The 26,728-nt window shown below is 54.7% G+C and carries 27 protein-coding genes; 3 read left to right on the top strand and 24 right to left on the bottom strand.

The features are described from left to right. Positions 1-32 precede the first annotated feature (32 nt). Genes ACIGCM_RS12170 through ACIGCM_RS12155 form a run of 4 tightly spaced genes read right to left on the bottom strand, consistent with a single transcriptional unit; the run spans position 33 to position 5,902 of the window. Positions 33-1,301 carry an amidohydrolase family protein gene (locus tag ACIGCM_RS12170; RefSeq protein WP_397502317.1) on the bottom strand — a complete coding sequence of 423 codons (1,269 nt, stop codon included), beginning with the start codon at positions 1,299-1,301 and terminating at the stop codon, positions 33-35. Then, on the bottom strand, positions 1,298-3,790 hold the full coding sequence (locus ACIGCM_RS12165) for an ATP-binding cassette domain-containing protein (protein ID WP_397502316.1): 2,493 nt from the start codon (positions 3,788-3,790) through the stop codon (positions 1,298-1,300). The genes ACIGCM_RS12170 and ACIGCM_RS12165 overlap by 4 nt, the downstream gene beginning before the upstream one ends. Further along, the gene (locus ACIGCM_RS12160) at positions 3,787-4,656 is read right to left on the bottom strand and encodes a branched-chain amino acid ABC transporter permease (protein WP_397502315.1); all 870 of its coding nucleotides are present in this window, start codon (positions 4,654-4,656) and stop codon (positions 3,787-3,789) included. Before ACIGCM_RS12160 ends, ACIGCM_RS12165 begins: the two co-directional genes overlap by 4 nt. A gap of 49 nt (positions 4,657-4,705) precedes the next feature. Next, on the bottom strand, positions 4,706-5,902 hold the full coding sequence (locus ACIGCM_RS12155; RefSeq protein ID WP_397502314.1) for an ABC transporter substrate-binding protein: 1,197 nt from the start codon (positions 5,900-5,902) through the stop codon (positions 4,706-4,708). A 189-nt stretch (positions 5,903-6,091) separates the two neighbouring features. On the opposite strand from ACIGCM_RS12155, the gene ACIGCM_RS12150 reads away from it, so the two are divergent. Continuing rightward, positions 6,092-6,490 (top strand): nuclear transport factor 2 family protein, encoded by a 399-nt coding sequence (locus tag ACIGCM_RS12150; RefSeq protein WP_397502313.1) that lies wholly within the window; start codon positions 6,092-6,094, stop codon positions 6,488-6,490. 40 nt (positions 6,491-6,530) lie between these two features. On the opposite strand, the gene ACIGCM_RS12145 is transcribed toward ACIGCM_RS12150, so the two are convergent. The 8 genes from ACIGCM_RS12145 to ACIGCM_RS12110 all read right to left on the bottom strand — a co-directional run bounded on the left by ACIGCM_RS12145 (position 6,531) and on the right by ACIGCM_RS12110 (position 12,897). Then, on the bottom strand, positions 6,531-6,812 hold the full coding sequence (locus ACIGCM_RS12145; RefSeq protein ID WP_397502312.1) for a DUF427 domain-containing protein: 282 nt from the start codon (positions 6,810-6,812) through the stop codon (positions 6,531-6,533). A gap of 74 nt (positions 6,813-6,886) precedes the next feature. Further along, positions 6,887-7,330, bottom strand: a complete 444-nt coding sequence (gene msrB / locus ACIGCM_RS12140; protein ID WP_397502311.1) for a peptide-methionine (R)-S-oxide reductase MsrB — start codon at positions 7,328-7,330, stop codon at positions 6,887-6,889. Between the two features lie 333 nt (positions 7,331-7,663). After that, positions 7,664-8,317, bottom strand: a complete 654-nt coding sequence (locus ACIGCM_RS12135) for an HAD family hydrolase (RefSeq protein ID WP_397502310.1) — start codon at positions 8,315-8,317, stop codon at positions 7,664-7,666. Continuing rightward, a complete protein-coding gene (locus ACIGCM_RS12130) occupies positions 8,317-9,306 on the bottom strand; it encodes an ABC transporter ATP-binding protein (protein ID WP_397502309.1) in 990 nt (329 codons plus the stop codon). Before ACIGCM_RS12130 ends, ACIGCM_RS12135 begins: the two co-directional genes overlap by 1 nt. After that, complete coding sequence (locus ACIGCM_RS12125) at positions 9,303-10,103, bottom strand: ABC transporter permease (protein WP_397502308.1); 801 nt, start codon at positions 10,101-10,103, stop codon at positions 9,303-9,305. The genes ACIGCM_RS12130 and ACIGCM_RS12125 overlap by 4 nt, the downstream gene beginning before the upstream one ends. Beyond that, a complete protein-coding gene (locus tag ACIGCM_RS12120; RefSeq protein WP_397502724.1) occupies positions 10,090-10,923 on the bottom strand; it encodes an ABC transporter permease in 834 nt (277 codons plus the stop codon). Before ACIGCM_RS12120 ends, ACIGCM_RS12125 begins: the two co-directional genes overlap by 14 nt. Positions 10,924-10,940: 17 nt before the next feature. Further along, the gene (locus ACIGCM_RS12115; protein WP_397502307.1) at positions 10,941-11,747 is read right to left on the bottom strand and encodes an alkaline phosphatase family protein; all 807 of its coding nucleotides are present in this window, start codon (positions 11,745-11,747) and stop codon (positions 10,941-10,943) included. Between the two features lie 91 nt (positions 11,748-11,838). Next, positions 11,839-12,897, bottom strand: coding sequence for an ABC transporter substrate-binding protein (locus ACIGCM_RS12110; RefSeq protein ID WP_397502306.1), 1,059 nt, complete (start codon positions 12,895-12,897; stop codon positions 11,839-11,841). Between the two features lie 325 nt (positions 12,898-13,222). Here ACIGCM_RS12110 and ACIGCM_RS12105 point away from each other — a divergent pair, with 325 nt between their 5' ends. Beyond that, positions 13,223-13,939, top strand: a complete 717-nt coding sequence (locus ACIGCM_RS12105; RefSeq protein WP_397502305.1) for a UTRA domain-containing protein — start codon at positions 13,223-13,225, stop codon at positions 13,937-13,939. 185 nt (positions 13,940-14,124) lie between these two features. On the opposite strand, the gene lpcA is transcribed toward ACIGCM_RS12105, so the two are convergent. From lpcA to ACIGCM_RS12055, 10 genes are all read right to left on the bottom strand, one after another. Beyond that, positions 14,125-14,712 carry a D-sedoheptulose 7-phosphate isomerase gene (gene lpcA / locus ACIGCM_RS12100; protein WP_397502304.1) on the bottom strand — a complete coding sequence of 196 codons (588 nt, stop codon included), beginning with the start codon at positions 14,710-14,712 and terminating at the stop codon, positions 14,125-14,127. 7 nt (positions 14,713-14,719) lie between these two features. Beyond that, entirely contained in the window at positions 14,720-16,009 is a 1,290-nt protein-coding gene (locus tag ACIGCM_RS12095; RefSeq protein ID WP_397502303.1) for a M18 family aminopeptidase, read from the bottom strand. A gap of 76 nt (positions 16,010-16,085) precedes the next feature. After that, a complete protein-coding gene (locus ACIGCM_RS12090; protein WP_397502302.1) occupies positions 16,086-16,802 on the bottom strand; it encodes a 4'-phosphopantetheinyl transferase in 717 nt (238 codons plus the stop codon). Positions 16,803-16,879: 77 nt separating this feature from the next. Further along, a complete protein-coding gene (locus ACIGCM_RS12085; RefSeq protein ID WP_397502301.1) occupies positions 16,880-17,884 on the bottom strand; it encodes an alpha/beta hydrolase in 1,005 nt (334 codons plus the stop codon). 89 nt (positions 17,885-17,973) lie between these two features. Then, positions 17,974-18,816, bottom strand: coding sequence for an EamA family transporter (locus ACIGCM_RS12080; protein WP_397502300.1), 843 nt, complete (start codon positions 18,814-18,816; stop codon positions 17,974-17,976). Positions 18,817-18,916: 100 nt separating this feature from the next. After that, positions 18,917-19,513 (bottom strand): cytochrome c3 family protein, encoded by a 597-nt coding sequence (locus ACIGCM_RS12075; protein WP_397502299.1) that lies wholly within the window; start codon positions 19,511-19,513, stop codon positions 18,917-18,919. A 9-nt stretch (positions 19,514-19,522) separates the two neighbouring features. Next, positions 19,523-20,011: a nitrate reductase cytochrome c-type subunit gene (locus tag ACIGCM_RS12070; protein WP_397502298.1), complete on the bottom strand. Its 489-nt coding sequence runs from the start codon at positions 20,009-20,011 to the stop codon at positions 19,523-19,525. 11 nt (positions 20,012-20,022) lie between these two features. Continuing rightward, a complete protein-coding gene (gene napA / locus ACIGCM_RS12065; RefSeq protein ID WP_397502297.1) occupies positions 20,023-22,527 on the bottom strand; it encodes a nitrate reductase catalytic subunit NapA in 2,505 nt (834 codons plus the stop codon). Next, complete coding sequence (locus tag ACIGCM_RS12060) at positions 22,524-22,784, bottom strand: chaperone NapD (RefSeq protein ID WP_397502296.1); 261 nt, start codon at positions 22,782-22,784, stop codon at positions 22,524-22,526. The genes napA and ACIGCM_RS12060 overlap by 4 nt, the downstream gene beginning before the upstream one ends. Before the next feature lie 47 nt (positions 22,785-22,831). After that, on the bottom strand, positions 22,832-22,999 hold the full coding sequence (locus tag ACIGCM_RS12055; RefSeq protein ID WP_397502295.1) for a periplasmic nitrate reductase, NapE protein: 168 nt from the start codon (positions 22,997-22,999) through the stop codon (positions 22,832-22,834). 207 nt (positions 23,000-23,206) lie between these two features. Between ACIGCM_RS12055 and ACIGCM_RS12050 the strand changes: the two genes are divergently transcribed. Then, the gene (locus ACIGCM_RS12050; protein WP_397502294.1) at positions 23,207-24,391 is read left to right on the top strand and encodes an MFS transporter; all 1,185 of its coding nucleotides are present in this window, start codon (positions 23,207-23,209) and stop codon (positions 24,389-24,391) included. 8 nt (positions 24,392-24,399) lie between these two features. Here ACIGCM_RS12050 and ACIGCM_RS12045 read toward each other — a convergent pair whose 3' ends face one another. Then, complete coding sequence (locus ACIGCM_RS12045; protein WP_397502293.1) at positions 24,400-25,398, bottom strand: AraC family transcriptional regulator; 999 nt, start codon at positions 25,396-25,398, stop codon at positions 24,400-24,402. A 108-nt stretch (positions 25,399-25,506) separates the two neighbouring features. Beyond that, positions 25,507-26,658, bottom strand: coding sequence for a lactonase family protein (locus tag ACIGCM_RS12040; RefSeq protein WP_397502292.1), 1,152 nt, complete (start codon positions 26,656-26,658; stop codon positions 25,507-25,509). Between the last annotated feature and the right edge of the window lie 70 nt (positions 26,659-26,728).

Here is a 26,728-nt window from a genome sequence, read left to right as displayed (position 1 = left end):
TGAAACATTGCCCCATGAGCTAGCAGGCTGGGTTATTGGTCGAGAGTCCGTGATGTTTCTGGCTTATCACGAGTCCGGTCAGGCTTTAGCAATTTTGCCTGATTGCGCTGGAAGGTTTGTTTGCCCGCTTTAAAACCAAGCAGCGGTGGGCTGATTTCGGCTATCACTGCTGCACTGTTTGGGGCATCGAAGACAATAAAGTCAGCTTGGCAACCCGGCGCAAGTCCATAATTTTGTAAATGCAGAAGTTTTGCTGACTCCGTTGATACCCAGCTCATGCAGTTGAGCAATTCGCTCTCGGTGGCAAGTTGGCTTACGTTGGCAAACAAGTTTGCCTGGCGTACCAGAGAAGCGTCACCATAAGGGGTAAATGGATTGCCGATGTTGTTGGTAGAAATCGAGCACCTCACCCCGCAGGCATGTAAGTGGGCGAGTGGGGCCAAGCCTCTGGGTTTGTTATGAAAATGCTCGCGAGCGGTTAAAAATAAATCGGTACTTGGCAGGCATGTCACCTGTACACCTGCCTCGGCCAGCGCCATTGCCAAGCTCATCAACTGGGCTTGGGGCAGGGCCGATAGCTTGGTTACATGGCCGATGGCAACTCTGTTTTGCCAACCAAAATCAAGGGTGCAACGAATCACTTCATCAACCGTCAACCCTTCGGGGTTCAGGTCGAAATCGAGGTGGAAGTCGATATCGCAATCGTATTCGTGGGCCAATTCAAACACGCGCTGGATATGCGCCACGGGTTGATCGTCCATATAGGGGCAGCCGCCAATGACGCTGGCTCCTTGCTCCAGTGCTTGACGCATAAGTGCTTCGGTCCCGGGGTTATTAAGCAGCCCTTCTTGGGGGAATACGCACAGCTGTAAGGTGATCGCCCAGGCATAGTCCGCCTGCAAGCGCTTGATCGCGTTAAACCCGGTCAAGCCAATTTGAGGGTCAATCTCAATGTGCGTTCGAATGTGGCTGGTGCCTTGAACTATGGCTTTTTCGAGCACACTTGCACCGCGCTGATAGACATCCTCTTCACTAAAGTTGGCTTTGGCGGCGCGGGTCTGGCTGATTGCTTCACTCAGGGTGCCGTGTACCAGTTGGCAGCGTGACATGATGCAGGCTTTATCTAAGTGAATATGGCTTTCGACCAAGCCCGGCAGGACTAACTTTCCTGCAAGGTCGAGTATTTCGACGTTGCGATCAGGGGAGGGGGCGGCTACGAAATAACCGTCCTCAACATATAAGTCGACTGTCTGGCTGGGGTGTTCGGCGCGCCGTGCGTTGATGATTTTCAAGTACTTCATGCGGCGGCTCCTTCTCCCAGGTAGGCGGCTTCCAGTTCAGGATCACCGCGCAGTTGTTCGGCGCTGCCTGTCTTAACGATCCGCCCGGTTTCAAGCACGTAGGCGCGATCTGCGACCTGCAGAGCGAGGTTAGCCATCTGGTCAACCAGCAGGATGGTCACCCCCTCATCGCGCAGTGCTGCTAGCGTGTTGTACAGCTCACCGATCATGGCGGGTGAGAGACCCAGTGAGGGTTCGTCGAGCAACAATATTTTGGGTTTGGCCATTAGCCCGCGGCCAATGGCGACCATCTGTTGTTCACCGCCCGAGAGCAATCCGGCTGGACTGTCTATCCTGTCGCGCAAACGCGGGAAGCGCTTGAGAATGGCTTCAACTTCGGTTGTTGCATCATAGGTATCGCGACGTGAGTAGCCGCCGAGCAATAGATTGTCGCGCACACTCAGCAAGGGGAACACTTGGCGGCCTTCCGGCACTAACGCCAGGCCTTGCGCGGCAATACTGTTGGGTGGGGCATGATGAATACTTTGGTTATCCAGCAGGATGGAGCCGGAGGTTGCTGAGTGCAGGCCCGCCAGGCATTGCAGGATGCTTGATTTGCCCGCGCCATTAGCGCCGAGGATAGCCACCAGTTCGCCCGGATTAACCAGCAGATTGACCTTGTCCACGACCGGGGATGCGCCATAGTCAATGACCAGGTCTTTGACAAACAGACGTGCATCGCGTGATCCATCCCAAGGGGTATCACGCGGGGTCGCCTGATAGCTGGTACTGCCCAAGTACGCCGCAATTACGCGCTCATTGTTGCGCACTTCCTCAGGCGTTCCCCAGGCTATAGGTTTACCAGCATCAAGCACCAGCAAACGCTCGGAAACGGCCATAACCAATGTCATGTCGTGCTCAACCAAAATCACGGCAATGCCAAACTCGGCCAAGTGCTTGAATAGAACTGCCAGTTTGTCCGTGTCACTGCGGCTCAAACCTGCCGCAGGCTCATCGAGTAACAGCACCGCTGGAGATGTCGCCAGGGCACGGGCAATCTCAACTAAGCGGCGGTCTACGTGCGGCAAGTCTTCAGTAGGCGTATTCACTGAGCCCGCATAGCCAACCAAACCCAGTAGCTGCATAGCCAGTTCACGCTGTTGCTCATTTGCCTGACTGAAGGGTTGCTTGAGTCGGCCTTTTTGCAGGGCAACCAACAGATTTTCAAGTACCGATAATTCACCAAATAGCTGCGTTGTCTGGTAAGTACGGGCGATACCGGCCCGGGCAACCTTCCAGGCAGGTTTGCCAGCCAGGGCTTGGTTCAGGTCGATACTGCCGCTGTCGGGTGCATAGAAACCGCTGATCATATTCAGTACGGTGGTTTTACCCGCGCCGTTGGGGCCAATAATGCTGGTGATACTGCCGGGCTGCGCCGTAAAGCTGATGCCTTGGGCTGCCTGAACACCCCCGAAGCGAATACCTATGTCGTTGGCCTGTAAGCCTGCGCTGGCTTCAGGCTGAGCGAAGTGTTGTGCCAGTAGCTGTGTGTCGACAGTACTGCTGACCAGCAGCTTATTCGGGCGCATCCATAGATTGGCCAGCGTACCCAACACGCCGCGCGGGGCTACCCACAGCACTCCCAGCAACAGGGCAGAGAAAATAAGTAGCCGGTACTCGGCAAAATCCGAAAGCATTTCAGGTAATAGCACGATTAATAATGCGCCCAGTACAGGGCCAAACAATGTGCCGCTGCCGCCGACAATTACTGCCAGCACAAACAGGATGGATTGTGAGAATGGGAAGGAGGCCGGATTGATAAACATCATCAACGGTGCAACCAAGGCACCTGCTAACCCTGCCAGTGCAGCTGACAAGGCGAAGGCCAGGGTTTTGCTGTGCATCGGGTTAAAGCCCAGTGATCTGGCGGCAATCTCGGTTGACTTAACCGCGCGCATCGCCAGCCCCCAGCCGCTATTTCGTAAGCGCTGATAGAACACCAATGATGCAATCATCAAGGCGCTTGAAATCAAGGCCAGGGATATTGTTGGGTCAAGTGAGCCCAACGCGGGCAATGGAATCCCCATGAGACCATTCGCGCCGCCGGTGACTGAGCGCCATTCGATCAAGCTGTGATGGACCACCAAGGCAAAGGCAATAGTAATCATCGCCAGGTAAGGGCCGCTCACACGCAAGGCCGGAATTGCCAGTAGCCCACCAATAACTGCACACACCAGTCCTGAGGCCAGCATGGCGAAACCCAAGGGGACTTGCGCCATGGTCAGCAACGCACAGACGTACGCGCCAATCGCATAAAAAGCGATATGGCCAAAAGATATCTGGCCACTTAGGCCAATCAGAATGTTCAAGCCAACACCGACCACGACGGTTAGCGCGCAGAAGGTGAATACCAACAGCGAATAACTGTCGAGTGTCAGCGCTAGCACGGCGCTGCTAACTGCAAGCAAAGCCAGGCAAGCGGGTGCTACTAGTCGTTTGTTAAGGCTCATACTTTCACCAGTGTCTTGCTGCCAAATAGGCCATTAGGGCGCAGTGCCAAGGCCAGGATAACCAGCGCAAAGGTAAATATCTGGGTAAACGCTGAACCGAAATAAACCGTGATCAGGGCTTCAGCCAAGCCAAATAGCAGCCCAGCCGCGAAGACGCCGCTGGCGCTGGAAATTCCGCCCAAAATAGCCACCGCAAAGGCTTTAAGGCCAAACAAGGTGCCCATCTCAGCACTGACGTTGAAGAGTGGCGCTATCAGCAATCCGGCCAGAGCAGCAAATACACTCGACACGGCGAAAGCGATAGCCACTACCCGATTAACGCGAATACCCATCAGCATGGCTGCACGCGGATTTTGTACGCAGGCTTCCAGCACTTTGCCCAAACGCGTATAGCGGCGTACCAGGAATAGCGCAAGCGCGATGCTGGCACCGGCAATGGGAATAAGCAGTTGCAAGGTGCCAACACTATTACCAAAGAGCTCAACGCTCTGGTTGGCCAGTGCTGAAGTGAACTGGCGCGGTTCTTTGCCAAAGCTGAACATCGCCAGGTTATCGACCAAAATACCTCCGGCGACCGTAGCCATCAGCCAGGCTTCAGAGCCGCGCGAGTGGAAGGGCCTGACCAGAAAGCGTTCAATGGCCAAGCCGTAAATCGCGCACAATGTCAGTGTCGCCGGGACCGCCAGCCAGAGCGGCCAGCCCCAAGTGATATAGAAGCTGTAGCCCAGAACAGCGCCCACCATCATGGCGCTGCCCTGAGCGAAATTGACCGTGCGGGAAACCACGTAGGTGATATGAAAACCCAGGGCCAGCAGGGCGTACATACTGCCCAGGCCGATGCCGGTAATGATGGCGGCGGTGATCATCTAAGTATCCTTTTCGCGGCCCTGCACGCAGAGCCGCTCACTACAGCGTTTAGGGTGCGATCGGAACAATCTGGTTGTTTACGAAGTGTGTGAATACATAATCATCCGGGCCCAGGGCGTCATGTTTGGTCGGCGTGAACGGCTGTTTGTAATCTTTGATCAGGCCGTTGTAGTCGGTGATTGCATAAAAGCCATCACGTACTTCGGTGCCTTGGGTGCTGCCGGCTTTCTCGATAGCTAGAGAGGCGAGGAACATGGCATCGTAGGCGTTGGCAATACCCACGGCTGGCGTGACATCAGCCAGGGTTTTGATTTCCGGGTAGCGCTTTTTCAGTGCAGCCAGAACCGAGTCGCCTTTGGCGCTGTTTTTATCGGTAAAGACATAGGTTTGGATGAAGTGAACCTTGTCTGCATTTGGCCCCGCTAATTCACCGAACCGACCACCTGCCGGACCCCAGTGAGAAACAATCGGCACATCCCAGCCCATGCGGTCGAGTGACTTCACCACTTGCGCCGAAGGACCCACGTTGCCGACCATCAAAAGGCTGTCGGCGCCGGCATTTTTGAGGCGGGTTAGCTGGGGTACAACGTCAAGATCGCTGTCTTCTATGCGCTCAATGCCGGCTGCTTGCATGTTGCGTTTTTCCAGGGCGTGCTTGAAACCGATTTCGTTCGACTCGCCCCACGGGTTGTTAATCAGGATCATGCCGGGTTTGTGCATGCCTTTTTTGCTGACGCCATATTCAACCAAGGCTTCGTCGACCAGCTCGTCGACGGCTGACACCCGAAACACATAATTATCTTTAGCCCCGTTTTCAGTGATCTTGGTTCCGGCCGCCCAGATCCCCATGAAAGGGGCCTTGAGTTGATTGGCCAGTGGCACGATAGCCAGTGATACCGGGGTGTCGAGACCGCCAAATAAAACGGCAACCTTCTCGCGCTGAATCAGCTCGCGTGCTGCCAGCATGCCTTTGGCCGGGTTGCTTTCATCGTCACGGCGAATGAGTTCCACAGGCCGCCCGAGAATCCCCCCAGAGGCATTGATTTCATCAATGGCCACCGTCAAGCCACGAGTTAAGGCTTCCCCTGATTTGGCCGATTGTCCGGAGAGCGCTGCAACCAGCCCCACTTTGATCGGCTCTTCGGCATAAGCACTGCTTAGCGTCAGTAAGCTTACTGTGGCTATAGCTATCGCCTGAGGCAGTAAGTTGGTCAGGGGGGAGAGCAGTTTTTGCATGTTTTGCATGTTGTTTCTCCAGATTGCTAGCATTTGTATGAACTTTGCTAGCAAACTGGGTGCCACATATGAAACGCCAGTGTTTCTGGGGTGTTGGGCACAATTTTGCAGCTTTTGTGCACAGCATTTGGGCGGCTCGCACCAGAGCAAGGCGTCAGTTTGACGGTGTACATTTCTATTGATTCGGAGTTAACAGCTATGCAGCACGACAACCCGGCAGTACAGATTGTGAGTGATTTTTTAGACGCATCGATGGCACCTGACCCCGTCAAGGCAGCAACCTACATGTCTGAAGATGTCCGGATTACCTTTACCGGTGGCCGTGTCATGCCAACCGCAAAAGACATCACGGCCTTCAACGCGGCGCGCTATAACTGGGTGAAAAAGGCCCTGGGCCAGTTTGATTGGACAGAGCGTCAGGATCATACGGTGGTGTACTCGAACGGCACACTTTACGGCGAATGGCCTGATGGCCGCAGCTTCAGTGGCAATCGCTACCTGGACCGCTTTGAAGTGCGTGACGGGAAAATTACTCGGATGGATGTCTGGAACGACAGTGCCGAGTGGATACTGGCACCAGAGGTAGCGAAGGCGTAGGGCGTATGTAATTGGCCGTGATTGCTTCACGGCCAGACTTTCAGTCGCTTATGGAGACGCCTTTCCAGAACGCCACATAACCACGAATCTTGGCTGCTGCATCTTTGGGTTCTGGGTAGTACCAGGCTGCATCAGCGTTGTGTTTGCCCTCAACTTCAAGCGAGTAGTACTGCGCTTGGCCTTTCCATGGGCAATGGCTGCTGTGGTCACTGGGTTTGAAGTACTGGCTGACGATGGAATCTGCCGGGAAATAGTGATTACCTTCAACCACAACGGTTGCGTCTGATTGAGCAATCACGGTGTTATTCCATATTGCTTGCATCGTTCTGTCCTCATCGCATAACAGGGCATGGTGCGAGTAGACACCATGCCCTGAACCCAGCTTGATCAGCGGTGCTAGTCGAGCTTTTTCAGCGCGACTGCGTTCATGCAGAAGCGTAAGCCCGTTGGTTCTGGGCCATCTGGGAAGACATGCCCCAAATGTGCATCACAAACGTTGCAGGTGTTTTCAATCCGGGTCATGCCGTGGCTTGAGTCCGAATGGTAGGCAACCACATTGTCTTTGATGGGCTGGGTGAATGATGGCCAGCCGCTGTGCGACTCATATTTGTTGCTGCCGTCAAACAGTGGCGTATCGCAGCACACACATCCATATACACCCGGTTCAAATAGGCTGCACATTTGTGAACTGTGTGGGCGTTCTGTTCCGGCTTGGCGAGTGACCCTGTATTGCTCCGCGTCAAGCTGAGCGCGCCACTCTTCTTCGGTCTTGGAGACCTTGTGATCGGGCGCTGGGTTGCCGTGGGTGGCTCGAGAAATAACATCGTTCCAGTTATGCATCTAAGGCTCCTAGCTAAATATCGATTGTGCAGCTGAGTGAGACAGCACAGGTAGTCGCTATTTGTTTCGCTTTGTTTGAGAAATCAAGGCCTGTGACTTCTCAGCGAGCGGGCTAACTGGCGTCTACGCACATAGAGACGTACGAGCTGGCACAGTGTTACAAAAAGATCGGTTGATTGGCAGCTTGGCCTGTAACCGTTGACGAATAATGCACCCTCCACCTTACAAAAGGTGTGGCAAGGCGAAGCCTGCCGACCAACCCGCAGCAAGTGAGTGAAGGTCAGCGGTCAACTAAGCGCTATTCAGCGGTCGCGGTGCAGGCAGCTAAAACCTTCAACGCCAGTTGAGGATAGGCCATCCAGCCTGCTCGGCATAGTGTTTAAGCTCTGGGTCTGGATTGACCGCACGCGGGTTGTCGACTTGCTTGAGAAGAGGCAGGTCATTGCGTGAGTCCGAGTAGAAATAGGCTCCGGCAAGGGATTCGCCATTGTCCGCCAGCCACTGTTTCAGGCGTATGACTTTACCTTCGCGATAGGTCAACACGCCTTGAGTGTTGCCGCTGTAGCAGCCATGCTGAATGTCCAAGTCAATGGCCAAAACGTCTTCGATGCCTAGGCGTTGAGCAATTGCACTGACCAGGAAGTGAGCTGAGGCGGAGATCATCACGATTCGGTCGCCTGCCTGGCGATGAGTGGCCAGGCAGCGAGTTGCGTCGCTGTGCAACAGTGGTTCAATCACATCTTCGACGAAGGGCTCGACCACAAACGCGACTTCCTCTGCTGTACGCCCCACAAGTGGCGAAAGGCTAAAGGCCATGTAGTCTTCCATCGCCAGTTCGCCTTTGGCGTACAAGGCCATCAACTGATGATCACGGGCCAGAAAACTTTCGCCGTCGACCCAGCCAATCTTGGCCATCTCATTGCTCCACAAGCTGGCGCAGTCGCCATCGATCAAGGTGTCATCCAGATCAAAAATTGCCAGGGTCATCACGCCACCTCGCGAATGGCTTGGCTGTCGATACTGAGGATGATGCGCTGGCCTTTGCTGTGCAGATCACTCTCGCTGCGGTTGAGCACGTCGACCAGCAGTTCAACACCACGGGCCTCTACCCGGTAGCGGATCACATTACCGAGCAAGCTGTGACTGCGGATCAGGCCTTCAATCTCGCCACTGGGGCTGATGGCGATCGCTTCCGGGCGAATGGCAACGCGGGTGCTGATCGGGCGATCGAGCAGGCGGCTGGCGGTTTGAGCATCCAACAGATTGTAGTTGCCGATAAAGCTCGCAGCGAAGGCATCAACTGGCTCTGCGTAGAGGGTTTCAGCATTGCCGCTTTGCACGATCTTGCCCGCGTTCATTAAGAAAATACGGTCACTCATCACCAGTGCCTCTTCCTGATCATGCGTGACGAAGACCGTTGTCAGGCCCAGGTCTTGCTGAATCTCGCGGATCTGTTCGCGCAAATGTTTACGGATCCGGGCATCAAGCGCCGACAGCGGCTCATCAAGCAATAATAAACGCGGACGGGTCACCAGCGAGCGTGCAAGTGCCACACGCTGACACTGGCCGCCCGACAGTTGATGGGGGTAACGATTGGCGAAATCGCCAAGTTCAACCATTTGCAGCGCATCCTTAACGCGCTCGCGACTTTGTTCTTTGTTGACCTTCTGCATGCGCAGGCCAAAAGCGACGTTTTGCTCGACGCTCATGTTTGGAAACAGCGCATAGCTCTGGAATACCATACCGATGCCGCGCTTTTGCGGGCTGACCGGTACTAAATCATCACCATCGAGAAGAATCTGGCCACCGTTGACTGTGGTTAGCCCGGCAATGCAGCGCAGTAACGTCGACTTGCCGCAACCTGAAGGACCGAGCAGGGTGACAAATTCGCCCTGGGCAATTTCACAATTAATATCGCTGAAAATTTGCGTGTTGCCATAGCTTTTGTTCAGGCCCTGAATACTCAGAAAACTCATGATTTGTCCTTGTTCAGGCGGTTAGCGGCCCAGGTAAATATCAGCACAAAGAAGAAATAAGAGATCACCAGCGCACTGTTGAAGTGACCGCTGCTGTTGCGCATGTTGTTGAGGTAAACCTGCAAGGTTTCGTAGCGCGTACCGACCAGCATATTGGCAAAGACAAACTCGCCAAACAGAAACGAAAACGACAGAAACAGCGAAACCATCAAGCCTTTGCGCAGGTTTGGCAGCACCACCAGGAAGGCGGCTTTCCAAGTGCTGGCGCCAAGCAGGTGGGCGGCATCCATCAGGTCGGGCAGGTTGATTGCCTGCAGGTTATTGGTGATGGCGCGATACATAAAGGGCAGGGCGATGGTGAAGTAACAACCGATCAGAATCCACGGCGTGCCGACCAGCTGAACGGGTCCAGAGCCATAGACCTGCAGCAAGCCAACCGATGACACCACTGGCGGCATGGCGAAGGGCAGCAGGATCAGGATATTCATCAGGGCGTCGAGCTTCGGAAAGTAGTAATGCACCACGAACAGTAACGGCAGAATCAGCACCGAAGCCAAAAACAGCGCAGCAAAGCAGATCAGGAGTGACTGACCAAACGCCCTGAGAAAACGTGGTTCACCCCAGAGGTCTATGTACCACTTGAAGGTGAGGCCGTCAGGCAAAATGGTGGCCGACCAGCTTGTGGCCAAGGAGTACAACAGGGTTCCCGCCAGGGGTAGCAGCAGGATTAAAAACAGCAACCACACGACTGTCCGGTGGTAGAGGATGCTGGCGGTATGGCTCTCAGCGCGCGACATGGTAGCTCCTCTTCAGCAGTACCTGATGGACGATGGTAATCAGCGCCATAAGGCCGAGCAGCACCATGGACAAGGCGCTCGCCAGGTTCGGATTCAGCGAAATATCACCGGATACCAAGCCTGCAATCCGAATCGGCATGATGTTGAAGTTGCCGGTTGTGAGGTAATACACCGTGGCGTAAGCGCCCAATGCATTAGCCAGCAAGATCACGAAGGTGCCCAGCAGTGCCGGTGTCAGCACAGGCAGGCCAATGTGGCGCCAAAAATCCCAGGTGTTGGCACCCAGCAGTGCAGCCGACTCGCGCCAGTCTTCACGCAAGGCGTCGAAGGCGGGGTAGAGAAGCATCACGCCGAGCGGAATCTGGAAGTAGGTGTAGAGCACAATCAGGCCGGTTTTGGAGTACAGATTGAAGTCATCAATCCAGCCAATCTGCTTGAGCAGCAGGGTGATGGCACCATTGAAACCGAGCAAGATGATGAAGGCGAAGGCCAGAGGCACCCCGGCAAAGTTGCTGGTCATATTGGAGAAAGCCATCACGAAGTCGCGCAACTTTGAGTCGACTTGGTGCAGCGAGTAACTGCCAATAATGGCGATGATAATGCCGAACAGACTCGACCAGAACCCAACCTGCAAGCTGTGTTTGATCGCTTGCAGGTAGAATTTTGACGTGAATATTTTTTCGAAGTTGCCCAGGCTCCAACTGCCGTCAACGTTAACGCTGTTGAGGGTTATCCAGATTAGAGGGGCGATCTGAAAAGCGAAAAAAAATACAGCAAAGGGCACAAGGCAAAGTATGGCCAGCCACTTGCTACGGGACAGTGGGGGTTTAGCAGCACTCACTTAAGCAGTTCCTTGCACAGTGGTTTGTCATGAGCGACCCCCAGTAGCTGGCAGACAGTGCCGCACAACTGCGTCTGCTTGGGCGCGGCTTGTAGATCAAAGCTAAAGGCGTCACCCAGAACAAACAACGGGACTTCACGTTCTTCGGCCAACAAGCCGTTGTGTGAGCGGTCGTTATTCATGCCGTGATCGGCAGTGACCATAACTTGGTAATCGGCATCAAGCCAGCGTTGCAAATATTCGGCGAGAACCAAATCAGCGCGCCTGGCGCTGTTACGGTATTGCGCTGAGTCGAGCCCATGCTTGTGACCTGCATCATCAATATTCATAGGGTGAACCAGCAAGAAATTCGGTGCGTGCAGAGCGCGTAAGTGTTCAGCGTCATCAAACAGGTGTGAGTCTGGGTAATGATCGGCGTAGTAGAAGTGGCCGTGTTGAATGGCCAGCGTAGCGTCTTCAGTGTGACGGTCACGCGCGGGGACAAAGGGGGCGCGGTTATACAGCTCGCTCATCCAGTGATAAGCCGCCGCAGCCGTGCTCAGGCCGGCATCACGAGCGTAATGAAAAATGCTGCGTTGATTGCTAAGGCGTACAACATCGTTATGCACGATGCCGCTGTCGATAGGTGCAACACCGGTCATGATGCATTCATAGAGAGGACGAGACAGCGACGGCAGCTCGCATTCGAGCTTATAGAGCGCAGCGCGACCAGCGCCACAGTAAGCCTGCAGGTGACCCATGGCATGCTGGGCGACCTCATAGTTCAGGCCGTCCAAAATCACCAGAATGACATTGTGTTTCATAGTCGACTCAGGGCCCATTCAGCATTGTTCAAAAGTGGCATAGGGAGACAACTCACATTGCCTCCCTATTGGTTGTGCACGCTCGAAGCGCTTATTCCATGTTGATGATGACGTTCTCTTGCCACAGTTGCGGCAGTGCTTTGGATGTGGCTTCCCAAGCGGCGGCATCTTTGATTGGCTTAACATTGGCGTACTGCTCGTTAGGCAGCAGCTTGGCCTGAACCTCGGCTGGCAGCTTCAGGTGGTCAGCGCGAATGGGCCGTGCATTACCTTTAGCCAGATTGATCTGGCCTGCGTCGCTGAGGATGTACTCACGCGCCAGTTTGGCTGCATTGGGGTGCTTGGCGTATTTGTTGATGATGGTGGTGTAGCCCGAAATGACCGATCCGTCAGATGGAATCAGCACTTCGAAGCGGCTTGGGTCGATCTGATCGCGGTAGCTCAGACCGTTGAAATCCCAGACTACGCCGACCTCAACTTCACCTTTCTCCAAGGTCTGGATGGTCGGATTGGACAGCGACAAACGACCCTGCTCGGCAATTGCACCGAAGAAGTCCAAGCCCGGTTGAATGTTCTTCTCGTCGCCGCCGTTAGCGATAGCCGCCGCCAACACACCATTTACGGCTTGAGCGGCCGCGCTGACATCACCAATGGCAACCTTGTACTTACCGTTTTTCAGGTCAGCCCAGCTTTTGGGGATGTCTTTGACCAGCTGTTTGTTGACGATAAATGCAATGGAGCCTGTGTAGGCGAGCATCCAGTGGCCATCTTTATCTTTGGCCCAATCTGGAATTTGATCCCAGTTGCTTGGTTTGTACGGCTGAGTGACACCTTGCTGCACGGCGATTGGGCCAAATGCAGCACCAACATCCCCAATGTCGGCAGTGGCATTGTCTTTTTCAGCGGCAAACTTGGCGATTTCCTGAGCGGAGCTCATGTCAGTATCGAGGTGTTTGAGGCCGTAGGTTTTGTTCAGATCAGCCCAGGTGTCTTTCCAGTTAGCCCAGCTGTCAGGCATGCCGACGCTGTTCACTTCGCCCTCAGTGCGAGCAGCCTGCTCGAGTGCTTTGACATCTGTATCCGCAGCCATTGCGTGTGTCGCCATGGCGATGGCCGAACCCATCAATGTAGCTAGCAGCAGTTGTTTCATTGGAAACTCCCTTGCAATTGAGTGTTGGTCTAGATCAGCAATACCCGAGCCAATTTAGGCGGAAAAAATGACAGTTTTATGTCCTCCGCCACTGCTTATTGTTAATACGCTCTGGCGGCGTACTGCTCTTCAAGCGTAGACCATAGATAAGTGGCTGTTTTAATGGATCATATTTGCCCATCTCGCTGGCATGGGAGGTGCTTTAGATCAGCTTGTCATCTAGCGGTCATCTAGACTGCCTAGGCTTGGCGCAATTGCTGAGCTGCTTAAATGCTGTAATTCATGCCCTTAAATAGGGCTGGACTAGTCCAAGAGGAACAACTTGATGCGTGAGGTATCGCCGCGGGCCGTGACGACCATCTGTCGTGCGCTGGAAGAGCAGATTGAGCACGGCTTATTGGCATCCGGAACCAAGCTACCTGCTGAACGTAAGTTGAGTGAGCTGTTTGATACCACGCGTATTACGTTGCGCGAGGCTCTAGGGCAGCTGGAAGCGCAGGGTTTGGTGTACCGTGAGGAGCGACGGGGCTGGTTTGTTTCGCCAGCACGTGTGGCGTACAACCCTCTGGTGCGCAGCCATTTTCATGCGATGGTCGCAGAGCAAGGCCGAGAGCCTGCGACTGAGGTATTAAGCGCCCGGTTGATTCCGGCCAATGCAGAAATTTGTCAGATACTGGGCCTGGCAGCGCTGACCAGCGTATATCAGATTCGCCGGGCCCGCCGTATTGATGGTCGCTTGGTGCTTTATGTCGAGCATTACCTGAATCCAGCTTATTTTCCGGCAATTCTCGGATTTGATCTGACCCGTTCGCTTACCGAACTCTACGCCAAGCAATATCAGATTCGTTACGGGCGGGTGCGCTTCGACATGGTGCCCACGGCGCTGCATGCAGAGGCCGCGAGCAGTTTGAAAGTGGCGATAGGCAGCCCGGCACTACGGATTACGCGGATTAATCGCGATCAGCATGATCGTTTGATCGACTGCGACCTCGAATATTGGCGTCATGACGCCATTCACGTCAGCGTTGAAGTGCCGGATTAATCGATGTGGGCGGCGCTTTTTAGATCCGCCATTGCGGTCGAGAGCATTCGGGGTATTTGCATGAGCCACGGTTGGCAAGCTTTGGCTTGGCCTGCCACGCGATGCACGGCGTTCATGGTTGTGCGGGTTGTCGGGGGCGATGTGTGGGTGGATGAAGCTATTTTCATCCACCCAATAGGGTGCAGTTATGCGTAGTTTTCAGGGCTTAGCTTACGCTCGATCAGCTCAATCAGGATGTGCACAACCTTGATGTGCAGCTCCTGAATACGGTCTGCATAGTTGCCGCCAGGAGCGCAAATGCACACATCCGCCAGCTCTTCGAGCTTGGAGCCAGGCTTGCCGGTCAGGCCGATGACCTTGACCCCAAGTTGCTTGGCGGCGGCTACAGCATTGAGCACGTTGGGGCTTTTGCCACTGGTGCTGAAGGCCAGCAAAACATCACCTTCCCGGCCATGGGATTCAATATAACGCGAGAAGATGTATTCATAACCGAAGTCGTTGGCCACGCAGCTGATATGGCTGGCGTCGCTGATTGAGACAGCCGCAATGCCGGGGCGATTACCGCGATAACGGCCCGTCAGCTCTTCCGCAAAGTGCATGGCGTCGCACATCGAACCGCCATTGCCGCAAGAAAAGGCTTTGCCTTTTTGCTCAAAGCTATCGACCAGCATTTGTGCGGCGCGCTCGATGTTGTGCAGGGTCTGTTCATTGTTGATGAAGTTATCCAGCGCGCTTTGCGCTTCCAGCAGGCTGTTGCGAATGTGCTCAATCATAAAGGCCTCAAGGCAGCTCAGGGCTGCTGTAGAACGCACTCAGAACGGTAACCAGGTGAGCCAGATCATGGCTGCCGGCAAGCTCACGGATTGAGTGCATGGCAAAGGTTGGCAAGCCAATATCAACGGTACGAACACCCAGCTGGCTGGCAGTGATTGGACCGATGGTCGAACCGCAGGCCATGTCGCTGCGCACCACAAAGCTTTGTACCGGGACTTCGTTTTCCAGGCACAGGTGGCGGAAGAAGCCCGCCGTTTCGCTGTTGGTTGCATAGCGCTGGTTGCTGTTGATTTTGATCACTGGACCGGCATTAAGTTTGGGCCCGTGATTCTCGTCATGTTTGTCAGGGTAGTTCGGATGAATACCATGAGCATTATCCGCCGACACCAGCAATGAGCGCTGGATGCTGCGCACGAAATCCTGATCATTAGGAATGACTCGACGCAGCACTTGCTCAAGCATCGGGCCGTCTGCACCACAGGCTGAGCTGGAGCCAATCTCTTCGTGGTCAGTGCAGACCAGTACGCAGGTTTCGGCGTCCCCGGCGCTAAGTAATGCCTGTAATCCGGCGTAGCAAGACAGCAGGTTGTCGAGACGGGCGCCGGCAATGAAATCACGGTTAAGGCCGATCACTGCTGCAGGCTGGGTGTCGTAAAAGCTCAGTTCGTAATCGAGCACCGCATCGGCATTCAAGCTGTGCTCAAGTGCTAGCTGGCTGGCGAGCAGGGCGCGGAAATCAACCGGTTCAGTGCCCGCTACTTGCGCCAAGATAGGCGGCATTTCGATTTGCTTATTGATTGCCCAACCGTTGTTCGCTTCACGATTAAGGTGAATGGCGAGGTTGGGGATGACTGCAATCGGCAGCTCGAAATTGATCAGTTGGCTTTCAACCTTGCCGTCACGGCGGAAGGTCACGCGCCCGGCCAAGGATAAGTCTCGGTCGAACCATGGCGCGAGCAGGGCTCCGCCATAAACTTCGACACCGAGTTGGAAAAAGCCATGACGTTGTAATTCTGGGGTCGGTTTGACGCGCAGGCATGGGCTGTCTGTATGGGCACCCACCAGACGGATACCGGCTTCGGTCAGCGGGCGTTTGCCGACTTTAAAGGCAATGATGGCTGAATCATTGCGAGTGACGTAGTACTGGCCACCGGCTTCGGTGTGCCAGGTATCGCGCTCATCCAAGCGTTGGTAACCAGCTGCTTCCAAGTGAAGTGCAAGGTTAGTTGTGGCATGGAAGGGTGTAGGCGAGGCTTTGAGAAAGTCGATCAAGCCTTGATTCAGTTCGTCGCGCATAGGTGCTCCTGGCAGCAATTACCAGAGTTTATCGGATTTGCGCGCCAGAGGGGATTAACTAAGGCTACTGCGATGATTAAGCGGGAATATGGACCATGCTCAGCAGATGGTTGTCGAGCCTGCAGAATTGCCCTTCGACTTCGCTTCCGGCAATCCAGTGGTGATTCAGATCGACCAGAAGACGCAGGCGGGCATGGCCCTGTTCGCCGCTGTCACAGTCGACCAGTTCGGCGTCTTCAAAGTAAAAGCGGGTTAAAACCAATGGGTACAGGGCTTTAAACAGGCTTTCCTTGAGCGAGAACGTCAGGCTGACCTGCCTGGCTTGTTGCTGTGGATTGGAAGTTGCGGCCCGATGCATTTCGCGTGGGGTCAGGATTTCCTTGGCCAAACGGGCCGCCCGCTCGGTACTCAGAGGTTGCTCGATGTCTAGGCCAACACCTTGCCAGCGGGTCCTGTCAGCAACAATGGCCGCAGCCAAACCGCTGCCGTGAGATATTGAGCCGCAAACACTGGATGGCCAAACCGGCGCACGGTCTTCACCCACTGCTGGCACTCTAGGTTCGCCGGTCACGAGCCGCAGTGCCTCACGTGCACAAAGACGCCCAGCCAGGTATTCGGTTTGGCGCTTGGCGACGCCACGCACAGGGGCAATTGCACAGCGTTCAAAGGCGGTGGGATCGAGTAGGCTGGGGTCAAACCGGGTGCTGATTAACTGCGTGCCCGGTAGTTCCAGTGGCAATGGCCAGTCTGCACTCAATGGCGAGCAGCAGTTCGGCAAATAGTCTTCATGCATCGCTGTATTCTGACCTGTGTCAGGCAGCGGAGCCAGACAAAGCTGTAAATACACGGTGTTGCGATGCTCAGTGGGGATTATGTCGCCGCTGGGCGGATCAGGTTGTAACACCGCTGCGCCACAGCAGGGCTGCGGGTCGGCAGGATACTGCGGTCAAGGTCGCCCTTGAGTGTTTCAAACAGATCAAGGGTAAATACCCGGTTCCCAAAGAACCATGAATGGTTTTTGTTGCCATGAAAGCCATTGGGTTGATCAGCCGCTTGCAGGGATTCATTTTCGAGTAATGCCTGATGGTAAAGCGAGCAGTCAATATCGGCGCTCGTGTTCGGTGCCAAAGGCGGTAAGCCAATACGCCCGGCACGTGGCGCGACACCCGCGCGCTTGACGTTGCTCAGTTTCAACACGCTGTCACCCAGGCTGAAGTAATTGGTCAGGCGGGTGCTGTGGCGGTAGAGCGAATCGCTTGTGGCGTTACCTTCACTCAGTGATCCGGATGAAATGTCTGCACCAATAAACAACAATTGGCTGATCATCCAGCTGTTGTTCTCAAGCCGGGCATCGTCGGCATCGTCGAAGGCTTCGCGCACCACATAGGCACCCATGGAGTGGGCCAGAATATGGGTGTTGACCGCGCAATCTGGGGTTTGCTTGGCGGCCAGCAGCGAGATCAAATCGGTGACCAGTTGCATCGCGCTTTGCTTGGCATCGTGGCGGTCTTCTAGATAGCCTGCGGTTTTGTTGTCGCTAGGCCAGTCAAACGAGACCAACGCACCTTTCCAGCCAACCTTGTAGAGGTCGTTTTTGAGCTGGCGGTGACGTGCCATCAGGTCCACCGGGCTGTTGTTGTAGCCATGGACGAAAATCAAAATATCGCCACGTGCAGCTCCAGTGCGCTCATCAACACCCCAAATCGCCACCTCAAGCATTTGCTGCAACCAGGCGTTAATCCATGTAACACCGGTACGTCCATCTTGGGGTTGCGGTAACTGGTTGTCTGCAACCAGCAGGAATCGGGAAGGGCCGGGCTCGGCAATAAACGCTCCTTGTTTGATGCGACGTGCGCTGACGACGAAATCGTTCATCGTGAAATCCTCCATGGCTGCCAACAGGTCGACAGACTCAGATTAGGAGGTCGTGAACGCTACGTCCAGCCAGCAAAATGTCTGCTTACTCAGGCGAGTTTTAATGTCACGACGCCGAGCAAGATCACCAGGCAAGAGACAATCCTGAGAACCGGTAATGTTTCTTTGAGCAACCAGCGGCCTATCAACAAGGCAAACAACACACTGCTTTCTCGCAGCGCTGACACCACGGCAACAGGTGCCAGTGTCATGGCCCAGATGACGATACTGTAGGCCATGAGTGACATCACGCCACCGCCCAATCCGCCTTTCCAGTGCTGGCTTAGTTTGCCCATGACTGCTGGACCGCGCATGCCTATAAGAATGATAAATGTCACCGCTCCATTCATCGCAAATAGCCACATGGCGTAGGAAAGTGCATCGCCATTGATCCGTGCGCCTACAGCGTCAGTCAGGGTGTAGCCGGCGATAAAGCTCGCAGTAGTGAGCGCTGTAAGCAGCAGCGGGGTATTGAACGGGCTGTCTTTGTTGGTGCGCAATGCCATCAACCAGATGCCGGTGACCAGGATCATCAACCCGCTGATCTGCCCCCAACTCAGGCTTTCATGCAGCAGAGCAACGGATATCAAGGCCACAATCAGCGGCGAACTGCCACGGGATAGTGGATAGACCTGACTCAAGTCGCCGTATTTATAAGCATGGGCAAGAAAGCCGTTGTAACCAATATGCAGCAGCACCGAGAGGATGATCCACGGCCAGGCAGCGGTTTCAGGAAAGGCTAAAAACGGCAGCGTGCAAATGGCGGCAATGCCAGCCCCCATTTGAATCAGGCATACGCTCAGGTAGCGGTCGAGGCCGATTTTAATCAAGGCATTCCAACCGGCATGCAGGCCAGCGGCGGCCATTACGGCGAAAAAGATACTGCTGTCCAAGCGCGTGGATCCTTGTGCAAAACGTCTGTACGACTAACGCGCTATATCCATAACAGTAGAAACAGGCGATCGCGCTAGCTTACACCTGTCTTTTTACAATTTACCAACCCGGTACACCGCTCATGCTAGGTAATTGATGGGCAATGCCTTTATGACAATCAATACAGGTGGCTTCACCCTTGGCCAGTGAGGTTGAGTGCATTTGTGCGGCGCGTTTACTTTGTTTGGTGAAGTCCATGAAGTCAAAGTTGTGGCAGTTACGGCACTCCAATGAATCGTTGGCTTTGAGGCGTTTCCATTCATGTTCAGCCAGCTCGCGGCGGTGGGCGAGAAATTTGTCGCGGGTGTTGATGGTGCCAAATATTTTTCCCCACACCTCTTTAGATGCCTGCATTTTGCGGGCGATCTTATCGGTCCATTTGTGCGGTACATGGCAATCCGGGCAGGTGGCGCGAACGCCCGAGCGGTTGCTGTAATGAATGGTGCTCTTGAGCTCAGCAAATACGTTGTCGCGCATTTCATGGCACGAGGTGCAAAACTGTTCAGTGTTGGTGACCTCAAGCGCGGTGTTGAAACCACCCCAGAAAATGATGCCGGCAATAAAGCCCCCAAGGGTTAAAAAGCCCAGGCTAAAGTGCAGGCTAGGACGACGCAGGGTGTTCCAGTATCCCTTAAGCCAGGCGAATAAAGATTTCATAACGCCTCCTTAAGGATTGCCCGTGGCCGATTTGTTTTCTTTTTCAAGAACGGTATCGATGTTCTCGAAGGTGTTGCCCACCAGCGGTGGCGTTTCATCCTGGGTCACATGGCACTGGTTGCAGAAATAGCGGCGAGGCGAGACTGCCGCCAGCGCCTGACCATCACGGTCCATATAGTGGGTGATGCTGATCATCGGCGCCTGCGTCTTGGCACTGTTAGCGCGGCTGTGGCATGACAGGCACTTATTGCTGTTTTTGTCCAAATGATAGCCACGGATGCTGTGGGGGATTGTCGGTGGTTGTTCGGGGTAATTACGTTCGCGCTTGATGTCTTTATTCTCGGTGCTGCTCAATTTGGGCGCGGGCAGATCCTGACTCAATGTGCCACCCGGACGACGCCCATCCGGAGCCGGTGCATCGAGTGGGTAGTTGAGATCGCTGGCGACGGCAATGCCGAAGGCGGCGAGTAATAACAGTGGCAGTAGGCGATAGCTCATGGCTGCATTCCTCAGGCCAAGCTGACCAGTTCGATTTTCACCGCACATTTTTTGTAGTCGGTTTGTTTGGATATCGGGTCGGTAGCGTCCAGGGTGACTTTGTTGATCAATTTGCGGGCATCAAAAAACGGTACGAATACCAGCCCTTGAGGCGGTTGATTGCGGCCGCGAGTTTCGATTCTGGCGCGGGTTTCGCCGCGCCGACTGATGACCTTAACTTCACTGCCGCGGCGCGCATTCATGGCTTTGGCATCCTCTGGGTGCATGTAAACCACTGCATCTGGAACCGCTTTATGCAGTTCAGGCACACGCTGGGTCATGCTCCCGGTATGCCAGTGTTCGAGCACGCGACCGGTGCACAGCCAGAACGGATATTCGGCGTCAGGGGACTCGGCCGGTGGCTCATAAGGCAAGGCGAAGATAATGGCTTTCTTGTCCGGATAACCGTAGAACTGCACTTCGCTGCCTTGCTCTACGTAAGGGTCTGAGCCTTCGCGGTAGCGCCACCGCGTCTCCTTGCCATCCACCACTGGCCAGCGCAGGCCACGGGCATTGTGGTAATCGTCAAAGGGAGCCAGGTCGTGACCGTGGCCACGGCCGAAGGAGGCGTACTCTTCAAACAGGCCTTTTTGCACATAAAAGCCAAAGGCTTTGACTTCATCATTAAGATAGCCTTCAGCCAATTGCTCGCTGGGGAACTGGTCGACCTGGCCATTTCTGTAGAGCACATCGAATAGCGACTTGCCCTTGAGTTCTGGTGTTTTTGCCAGCAGCTCTTGCGGCCAAACATCTTCGGTTTTGAACCGTTTGGAGAACTCCATCAGTTGCCACAGGTCCGACTTGGCTTCGCCCGGTGGACTGACCAGTTGGTGCCAGAACTGGGTGCGCCGCTCGGCATTGCCATAAGCCCCTTCTTTCTCGACCCACATGGCGGTGGGCAGTATCAGGTCGGCAGCTTGTGCTGAAACGGTTGGGTAGGGGTCCGACACAATCACGAATACTTCCGGGTTTCTCCAGCCGGGCAAGACTTCCTGCATGATGTTGGGGCCAGCCTGCATATTGTTGCTGGCCATGGTCCAGTAGACCTTGAGCACGCTGTCTTTGAGCATGCGGCTCTGTTGCACCGCATGGAACCCCGGTTTTTCTTGAATGGTTCCGGCGGGCAGCTTCCAGATTCTTTCTGCGGTTTCCCGGTGCTTTGGATTGGTGACCACTAAATCGGCCGGTAAGCGGTGGGAGAAGGTGCCCACTTCACGTGCGGTGCCGCAGGCTGATGGTTGCCCGGTCAGGGAGAATGGGCTGTTGCCGGGCTCGCTGATTTTGCCGGTAAGCAGGTGGATGTTGTAGACCATGTTGTTGGCCCAGACACCACGGGTGTGCTGGTTAAAACCCATGGTCCAGAAGGACACCACCTTGCGCTTTGGATCGGCATACAATTCGGCTAACGCTTGCAGGCGTTCGGCGGGTACACCGCTTTCTTTGGCTGCACGCTCAAGGGTGTAGGGCTTGACGAACTCGGCGTACTGCTCGAAGGAGATATCGTCCCAAGTATTGGCTTTGTCAGCGTTCTTGGCTTGGGTTTCCAGTGGATTGTCAGGGCGCAAGCCGTAGCCAATATCATCGGCTCCCTTGGCGAAGCGGGTGTGTTTGCCGACAAAGTCTTGGTTTACCGCACCCGACTGAATAATGTGATTGGCGATGTAGTTAAGGATCAGCAGGTCTGTTTGTGGGGTGAACACCATCGGGATGTCCGCCAACTCAAAGCTGCGGTGTTCAAAGGTCGACAGCACTGCCACTTTGACATGGGGATGACTTAAACGTCGGTCGGTCAGGCGGCTCCAAAGAATCGGGTGCATCTCGGCCATGTTCGAGCCCCAGAGCACAAAGGCGTCGGTGGCTTCGATGTCGTCATAGCAGCCCATGGGCTCATCCATGCCGAAGGTGCGCATAAAGCCCATTACCGCAGAGGCCATGCAATGCCGTGCGTTAGGGTCGATGTTGTTGCTGCGAAACCCGGCCTTCATTAACTTATTGGCGGCGTAGCCCTCCCAGACAGTCCATTGACCCGAGCCAAACATGCCTAGGGAAGTCGGGCCGTCTGTCTTGATAGCCTCTTTGACCTTGGTTTCCATGATGTCGAAGGCTTGTTCCCAGCTGATCGGTTGGAACTCACCTTGTTTGTCGTACTGACCGTCTTTCATGCGCAGCATGGGTTGAGTCAGGCGGTCACTGCCATACATGATCTTCGACAGGAAATAACCCTTAACGCAGTTCAGGCCGCGATTGACCTCTGCCTTCACATCGCCATGGGTGGCCACAACCTGATTGTCGCGGGTGGCAACCATCACACTGCAACCGGTGCCGCAAAAGCGGCAGGGGGCCTTGTTCCAGTTCAGCGTGGTCATGTCCGACTCTGTGATCAAGTTTGAGGCGGTGGTAATGATTGGCAGGCCTGCTGCGGCTGCAGCTATTGCAGCAGCTTGAGCTTTGGCAAACTGGCGACGTGTCAGATTCATGGTGTTTCTCCTTCGCTGGCGAGGAGTTCGTGGTAAACCAATGCGGCGTTCAGCACGCCGGGAATGTTGTTGATCTGCTCAATGCGCTGGAGTATTTGCGCCTCATCAGAGGCTTCAATCACCACAACCAGCTTGCCCAAGGGGCTCTCCTGGTGCAGTTCAAGATCCGGTAACAGGCGCAAGTTGGCTTTCACCGCGACGAAAAACTCGGGGCGAGCGTGTACAAGCAAACTGGCGATATGCAGGGAATCATCCATGGTCACTTTGCTCCAGGCCTAGGGCATGTCGAACGAGGGGGGCGTGATTAGGAGGGCGGGCCAGGCGGACCGACAAGCATCTGCATAAACCAGATAAAGAAGCCATAGCCACCCACGATGGCAACGGCTAGCGCAGGAAATAGGCAGATCACTAAAAATAGGAAGAGGCGGGTCTCTTTGCCCTTCGTGCCCTTCTTATCCGTCGAAGGTTGCATACAGGCTCACTCATCAGGTGGTCTGAACAAAAGTCTAGACTTGGATGCGGAGCGTCGAATGATCTGAGTCAATAACCAGACAAATGGTAAGGAAAAATCTAGTGTGTTGATGGCTGCTGATTGCGCAGGTTAGAGGGGTAAACAAGGTAGGTAGCATGCTAACATTTGTATGCGGCCAGTCAGGGGCCGTTTTTTGTGAGCTATTTAATGTCCGATACAGCTAGTACAAGCCATCTGCAGCAAGGCACTCCAGCCTATAAGCGCGCCACCTTGGCGCTTTTCTGCGCAGGGTTTTCGACCTTCGCCTTGCTCTATTGTGTGCAACCCTTACTGCCGTTATTGGCCAGTTATTTTAGTGTTTCTGCCGCAGCAAGCAGTTTGGCGTTGTCCCTCACTACATTGAGTCTTGCATTGTGCTTGCTGGTTTCAGGCGCGCTTGCCGAAAGCTGGGGCCGCAAGCCGGTCATGGCGGTGGCGTTGGGCTTGGCTAGCCTGCTTGGAATTGCCTGTGCATTGGTCAGTGATTGGGATCACTTGCTGATCTTGCGTTGCATGCTTGGTTTGGCGCTCAGTGGCTTACCGGCCTTGGCGATGGCCTATGTAGGGGAGGAGTTTGACCCCAAAGCCTTGCCTGCAGCGATGGGACTTTATATCGGCAGTACTGCACTGGGTGGCTTGCTGGGACGCTTGTTGGCGGGTTTTCTCAGCGATATTGGCGGTTGGCACCTGGCCTTGGCCGGTATTGGCAGCCTCGGTGTATTGGGTCTGGGCTTGTTTATCTGGCTGTTGCCAGCATCCAGGCATTTTCAGGCGCAGTCGTTGTCGCTCAGCGGGTTGCTGCGTAACTTTAAAATCCATCTGGCCAACCCAGAGTTACGCCTGTTGTTCAGCATGGGCTTTTTGTTGATGGGCGGCTTTGTCGCCATGTTCAATTATGTCGGCTTCCGTTTAGCTGCGGCACCTTTCAACCTGTCGTCGACTGTGATTGGTTTGCTGTTTACGGTTTATCTGGTGGGTATTTTCAGCGCTGGTTGGGCCGGTAGACTGGTGCCGCGATTGGGCGCACGCCAAGTGATGCAGGGCGGTATTGTCATCATGCTGGTGGGAGTTGGCTTGTGCGCAACACCTTGGCTGGTCGCTGTGGTGATCGGTTTAGGTCTGTTTACCCTGGGCTTTTTTGCTGCCCATGCGGTCGCCAGCGGTCAGATTGGCCAGCGCGCCAAAGGCGCCAAGGCACAAGCCTCGGCACTTTATCTATGTGCCTATTACCTCGGCTCAAGCGTGGTCGGTTATGTCGGCGGCTATGTGTGGGAGCACGCCGGCTGGCTGGCGCTGCTGGGTATTCTGGCCGCTCTGTTTATGGTTGCGGCATGGCGAGCGCGGCGTCTGTGATCTTGGGCTTAGTGTTCTAAGGTGCGGTAGGCACCGGGCGTCAGGCCTGTCCATTTTTTGAACGCCCGATGAAAAGCCGACGGTTCGGAAAAACCGAGTTGTTCGGCAAGCATCTGAATTGAGACTTCATCGCGGCTCAGGTGGTAAATCGCCAAGTCACGGCGCAAATTGTCTTTCAATTCCTGAAAACTTGAACCTTCCTCGCGCAGGTGACGGCGTAAGGTTTGTGGGCTCATGTGCATTTTTTGCGCGATGCTTTCCAGGTCGGGCCATTGGTTACAGTCGCGCCCGAGCAAACGCCGGATCTGGCTGATCAAGCTATGGCCGCCGTCTGGTCTTGCAAGCAGGTCGGCCGGTGAATGCTGTAGAAAATGCTTGAGGGTGCGTTCGTCCTGCAACAAGGGCATCGTCAGGTAACGCTTGTGAAAGCGCAGGCAGGTGCGTGGGCTATTGAAGTGCCGGGGGCAAGGAAATAGCAACTGGTAGTGGGGTTCATGCTCTGGTTTGACGTAGTTAAATGTGGCCTCTTCAAGGCGAATACGTTGGCCGATAAGCCAACTGCCCAGCCGGTGCCAAATCACCAGTAATGACTCGACTAAGAAGTGCTCTGGATCATCCAGAGCTGAGCCATCGACAGTGAGGCAGGCGAGGTCACCTTCATGGCTAAGCTGAATACTGGGGGCTTGAGGAAATAAGCTATAAAACAGACAGCCCCGACTCAGGGCTTTTTCCAGTGAGCGGCAATGGATTATGGCGTGGCACATCATCGCGAAGGTGCCGCGTTTGCTTGGGTATTTACCGAGGCCGAGGTATTCGTCGTCGAGCATTTCCCACAGCTGCTGAATGAGCAACGCGAATTGCTCCGGGGTGATGCGTGCGCGTGGCTCGTCAAGTAGTGCTGGTTGGATATTGAGCTGACGCAACACCATTGAGCAGTCGTAACCTTTGCGCTGCGCACCGCCTATGGCGGCGCGGACAAAATGGCTGGCGATGGTTGCTTCGCTCATAAACACAGATCCCTGATAGCGGCTGGCCGATGGTGCCAGTCTGTCGCTACAGGGACAAGCATGCCTGCTTAGCCATGCGCTGAATTGGCCAATTCAGCGCATCTGTTGTTATCTATCTGCACCGATAAACAGTAGGTCGGAAGGGTTACCGATCTTGACCTGCTGTTGTACTTCACCGAGTTTTCCCGTCTGTGGGTCGCGGCCAATCACCAGCACCTCGTTGCTGCCTTGATTGGCAATCAACATATGCTTGCCACTTGGATCGATGCGAAACTCACGCAATTCTTTACCGGCGACGGGGTGGCGCTGCAGCAATTCAAGTTGAGTGTTAAACACCAATATCTGGCTTACGGGCCCGCGAATTGCCACGTACAAAAAACGACCATCAGCCGAGGTATGCAGAGCGCCGGCCGCATAGGTAGCAGAGCCTGAGCCAGGCGGGTCAAGGTCGATTATTTGCTGCTGATGCAACGAACCTTGCGCATAGCTGAACACTGCCAACTGATTGCTCAGTTCCAGTGTCAGATAGGCATGAGTGCCATCGTTGCCAAACAGCAAGTGACGCGGGCCGCTGCCGGGGGGTAAAGCAGTGCTGCTAGCCTCGCTTAGCGGTTTGTTTGACTGGGCGTCATAGCGATAGCGGACAACTTGGTCGGCACCCAAATCGCTGGCAAAGACATACTGCCGATCTGGGCTCATCACCACCGAGTGAACATGTGAGCTGGCTTGACGCTCTTTATTGGCGTTGCTCGGTTTGTTCGTCAACAGCTGGCTTGGCGGCTGTAGTTCGCCGGCCGGGCTAACCGGGAGTACGCTCAGGCTACCACCGGGCTTTGGATGAACCGCATAATTGGCGACGAATAAGAAGTGACCATCAGGGCTCATGCTGGCGTGGGTTGGCTCATCGCCGCCGGTGTCTACTCGGTTTATTGGGCTGATCGAATGGTCATCAGGCTCCACAGTAAAGCTGCTGGCCTGACCCACATTGTCGGCCTGTCCCGGACCGTTTTCGTTGACGCTATATAACCGGGTCTTATCCGCCGAGAGCAACAAGAATGAGGGGTTAGCTGCCGGGACTATCTGTACCGGTTGCTCACTGATGCGACCCGTCTGCGCATTGTAGTGATAACGGTAAATACCTTGGCTGGTGCCTTGGGTGTAGCTACCGATAAGTAGATCGTATTGACTTGGCATGGTCTGGCTCGTGGTGCATGCGCCTAAGCTGGTGAGGCTTAGGAGTAGGGCAAGAGACTTGAGCATCTTGGCTCCTTGGCTTAATCGAAAAGAGGGCCTTGCGGCCCTCTTATAAGTACATAGAGTCGATTTAGCG

Source organism: Pseudomonas sp. NPDC078700, assembly GCF_044542375.1.
Classification (GTDB): Bacteria; Pseudomonadota; Gammaproteobacteria; order Pseudomonadales; family Pseudomonadaceae; genus Aquipseudomonas.
This window is presented reverse-complemented; position numbering and strand designations above follow the sequence as displayed.

Coding starts and splice junctions, on each gene's coding strand:
- ACIGCM_RS12170 (WP_397502317.1), bottom strand. CDS start 1,301: ATGAAGTACTTGAAAATCATCAACGCACGGCGCGCCGAACACCCCAGC.
- ACIGCM_RS12165 (WP_397502316.1), bottom strand. CDS start 3,790: ATGAGCCTTAACAAACGACTAGTAGCACCCGCTTGCCTGGCTTTGCTT.
- ACIGCM_RS12160 (WP_397502315.1), bottom strand. CDS start 4,656: ATGATCACCGCCGCCATCATTACCGGCATCGGCCTGGGCAGTATGTAC.
- ACIGCM_RS12155 (WP_397502314.1), bottom strand. CDS start 5,902: ATGCAAAACATGCAAAAACTGCTCTCCCCCCTGACCAACTTACTGCCT.
- ACIGCM_RS12150 (WP_397502313.1), top strand. CDS start 6,092: ATGCAGCACGACAACCCGGCAGTACAGATTGTGAGTGATTTTTTAGAC.
- ACIGCM_RS12145 (WP_397502312.1), bottom strand. CDS start 6,812: ATGCAAGCAATATGGAATAACACCGTGATTGCTCAATCAGACGCAACC.
- msrB (WP_397502311.1), bottom strand. CDS start 7,330: ATGCATAACTGGAACGATGTTATTTCTCGAGCCACCCACGGCAACCCA.
- ACIGCM_RS12135 (WP_397502310.1), bottom strand. CDS start 8,317: ATGACCCTGGCAATTTTTGATCTGGATGACACCTTGATCGATGGCGAC.
- ACIGCM_RS12130 (WP_397502309.1), bottom strand. CDS start 9,306: ATGAGTTTTCTGAGTATTCAGGGCCTGAACAAAAGCTATGGCAACACG.
- ACIGCM_RS12125 (WP_397502308.1), bottom strand. CDS start 10,103: ATGTCGCGCGCTGAGAGCCATACCGCCAGCATCCTCTACCACCGGACA.
- ACIGCM_RS12115 (WP_397502307.1), bottom strand. CDS start 11,747: ATGAAACACAATGTCATTCTGGTGATTTTGGACGGCCTGAACTATGAG.
- ACIGCM_RS12110 (WP_397502306.1), bottom strand. CDS start 12,897: ATGAAACAACTGCTGCTAGCTACATTGATGGGTTCGGCCATCGCCATG.
- ACIGCM_RS12105 (WP_397502305.1), top strand. CDS start 13,223: ATGCGTGAGGTATCGCCGCGGGCCGTGACGACCATCTGTCGTGCGCTG.
- lpcA (WP_397502304.1), bottom strand. CDS start 14,712: ATGATTGAGCACATTCGCAACAGCCTGCTGGAAGCGCAAAGCGCGCTG.
- ACIGCM_RS12095 (WP_397502303.1), bottom strand. CDS start 16,009: ATGCGCGACGAACTGAATCAAGGCTTGATCGACTTTCTCAAAGCCTCG.
- ACIGCM_RS12090 (WP_397502302.1), bottom strand. CDS start 16,802: ATGCATGAAGACTATTTGCCGAACTGCTGCTCGCCATTGAGTGCAGAC.
- ACIGCM_RS12085 (WP_397502301.1), bottom strand. CDS start 17,884: ATGAACGATTTCGTCGTCAGCGCACGTCGCATCAAACAAGGAGCGTTT.
- ACIGCM_RS12075 (WP_397502299.1), bottom strand. CDS start 19,513: ATGAAATCTTTATTCGCCTGGCTTAAGGGATACTGGAACACCCTGCGT.
- ACIGCM_RS12070 (WP_397502298.1), bottom strand. CDS start 20,011: ATGAGCTATCGCCTACTGCCACTGTTATTACTCGCCGCCTTCGGCATT.
- napA (WP_397502297.1), bottom strand. CDS start 22,527: ATGAATCTGACACGTCGCCAGTTTGCCAAAGCTCAAGCTGCTGCAATA.
- ACIGCM_RS12060 (WP_397502296.1), bottom strand. CDS start 22,784: ATGGATGATTCCCTGCATATCGCCAGTTTGCTTGTACACGCTCGCCCC.
- ACIGCM_RS12055 (WP_397502295.1), bottom strand. CDS start 22,999: ATGCAACCTTCGACGGATAAGAAGGGCACGAAGGGCAAAGAGACCCGC.
- ACIGCM_RS12050 (WP_397502294.1), top strand. CDS start 23,207: ATGTCCGATACAGCTAGTACAAGCCATCTGCAGCAAGGCACTCCAGCC.
- ACIGCM_RS12045 (WP_397502293.1), bottom strand. CDS start 25,398: ATGAGCGAAGCAACCATCGCCAGCCATTTTGTCCGCGCCGCCATAGGC.
- ACIGCM_RS12040 (WP_397502292.1), bottom strand. CDS start 26,658: ATGCTCAAGTCTCTTGCCCTACTCCTAAGCCTCACCAGCTTAGGCGCA.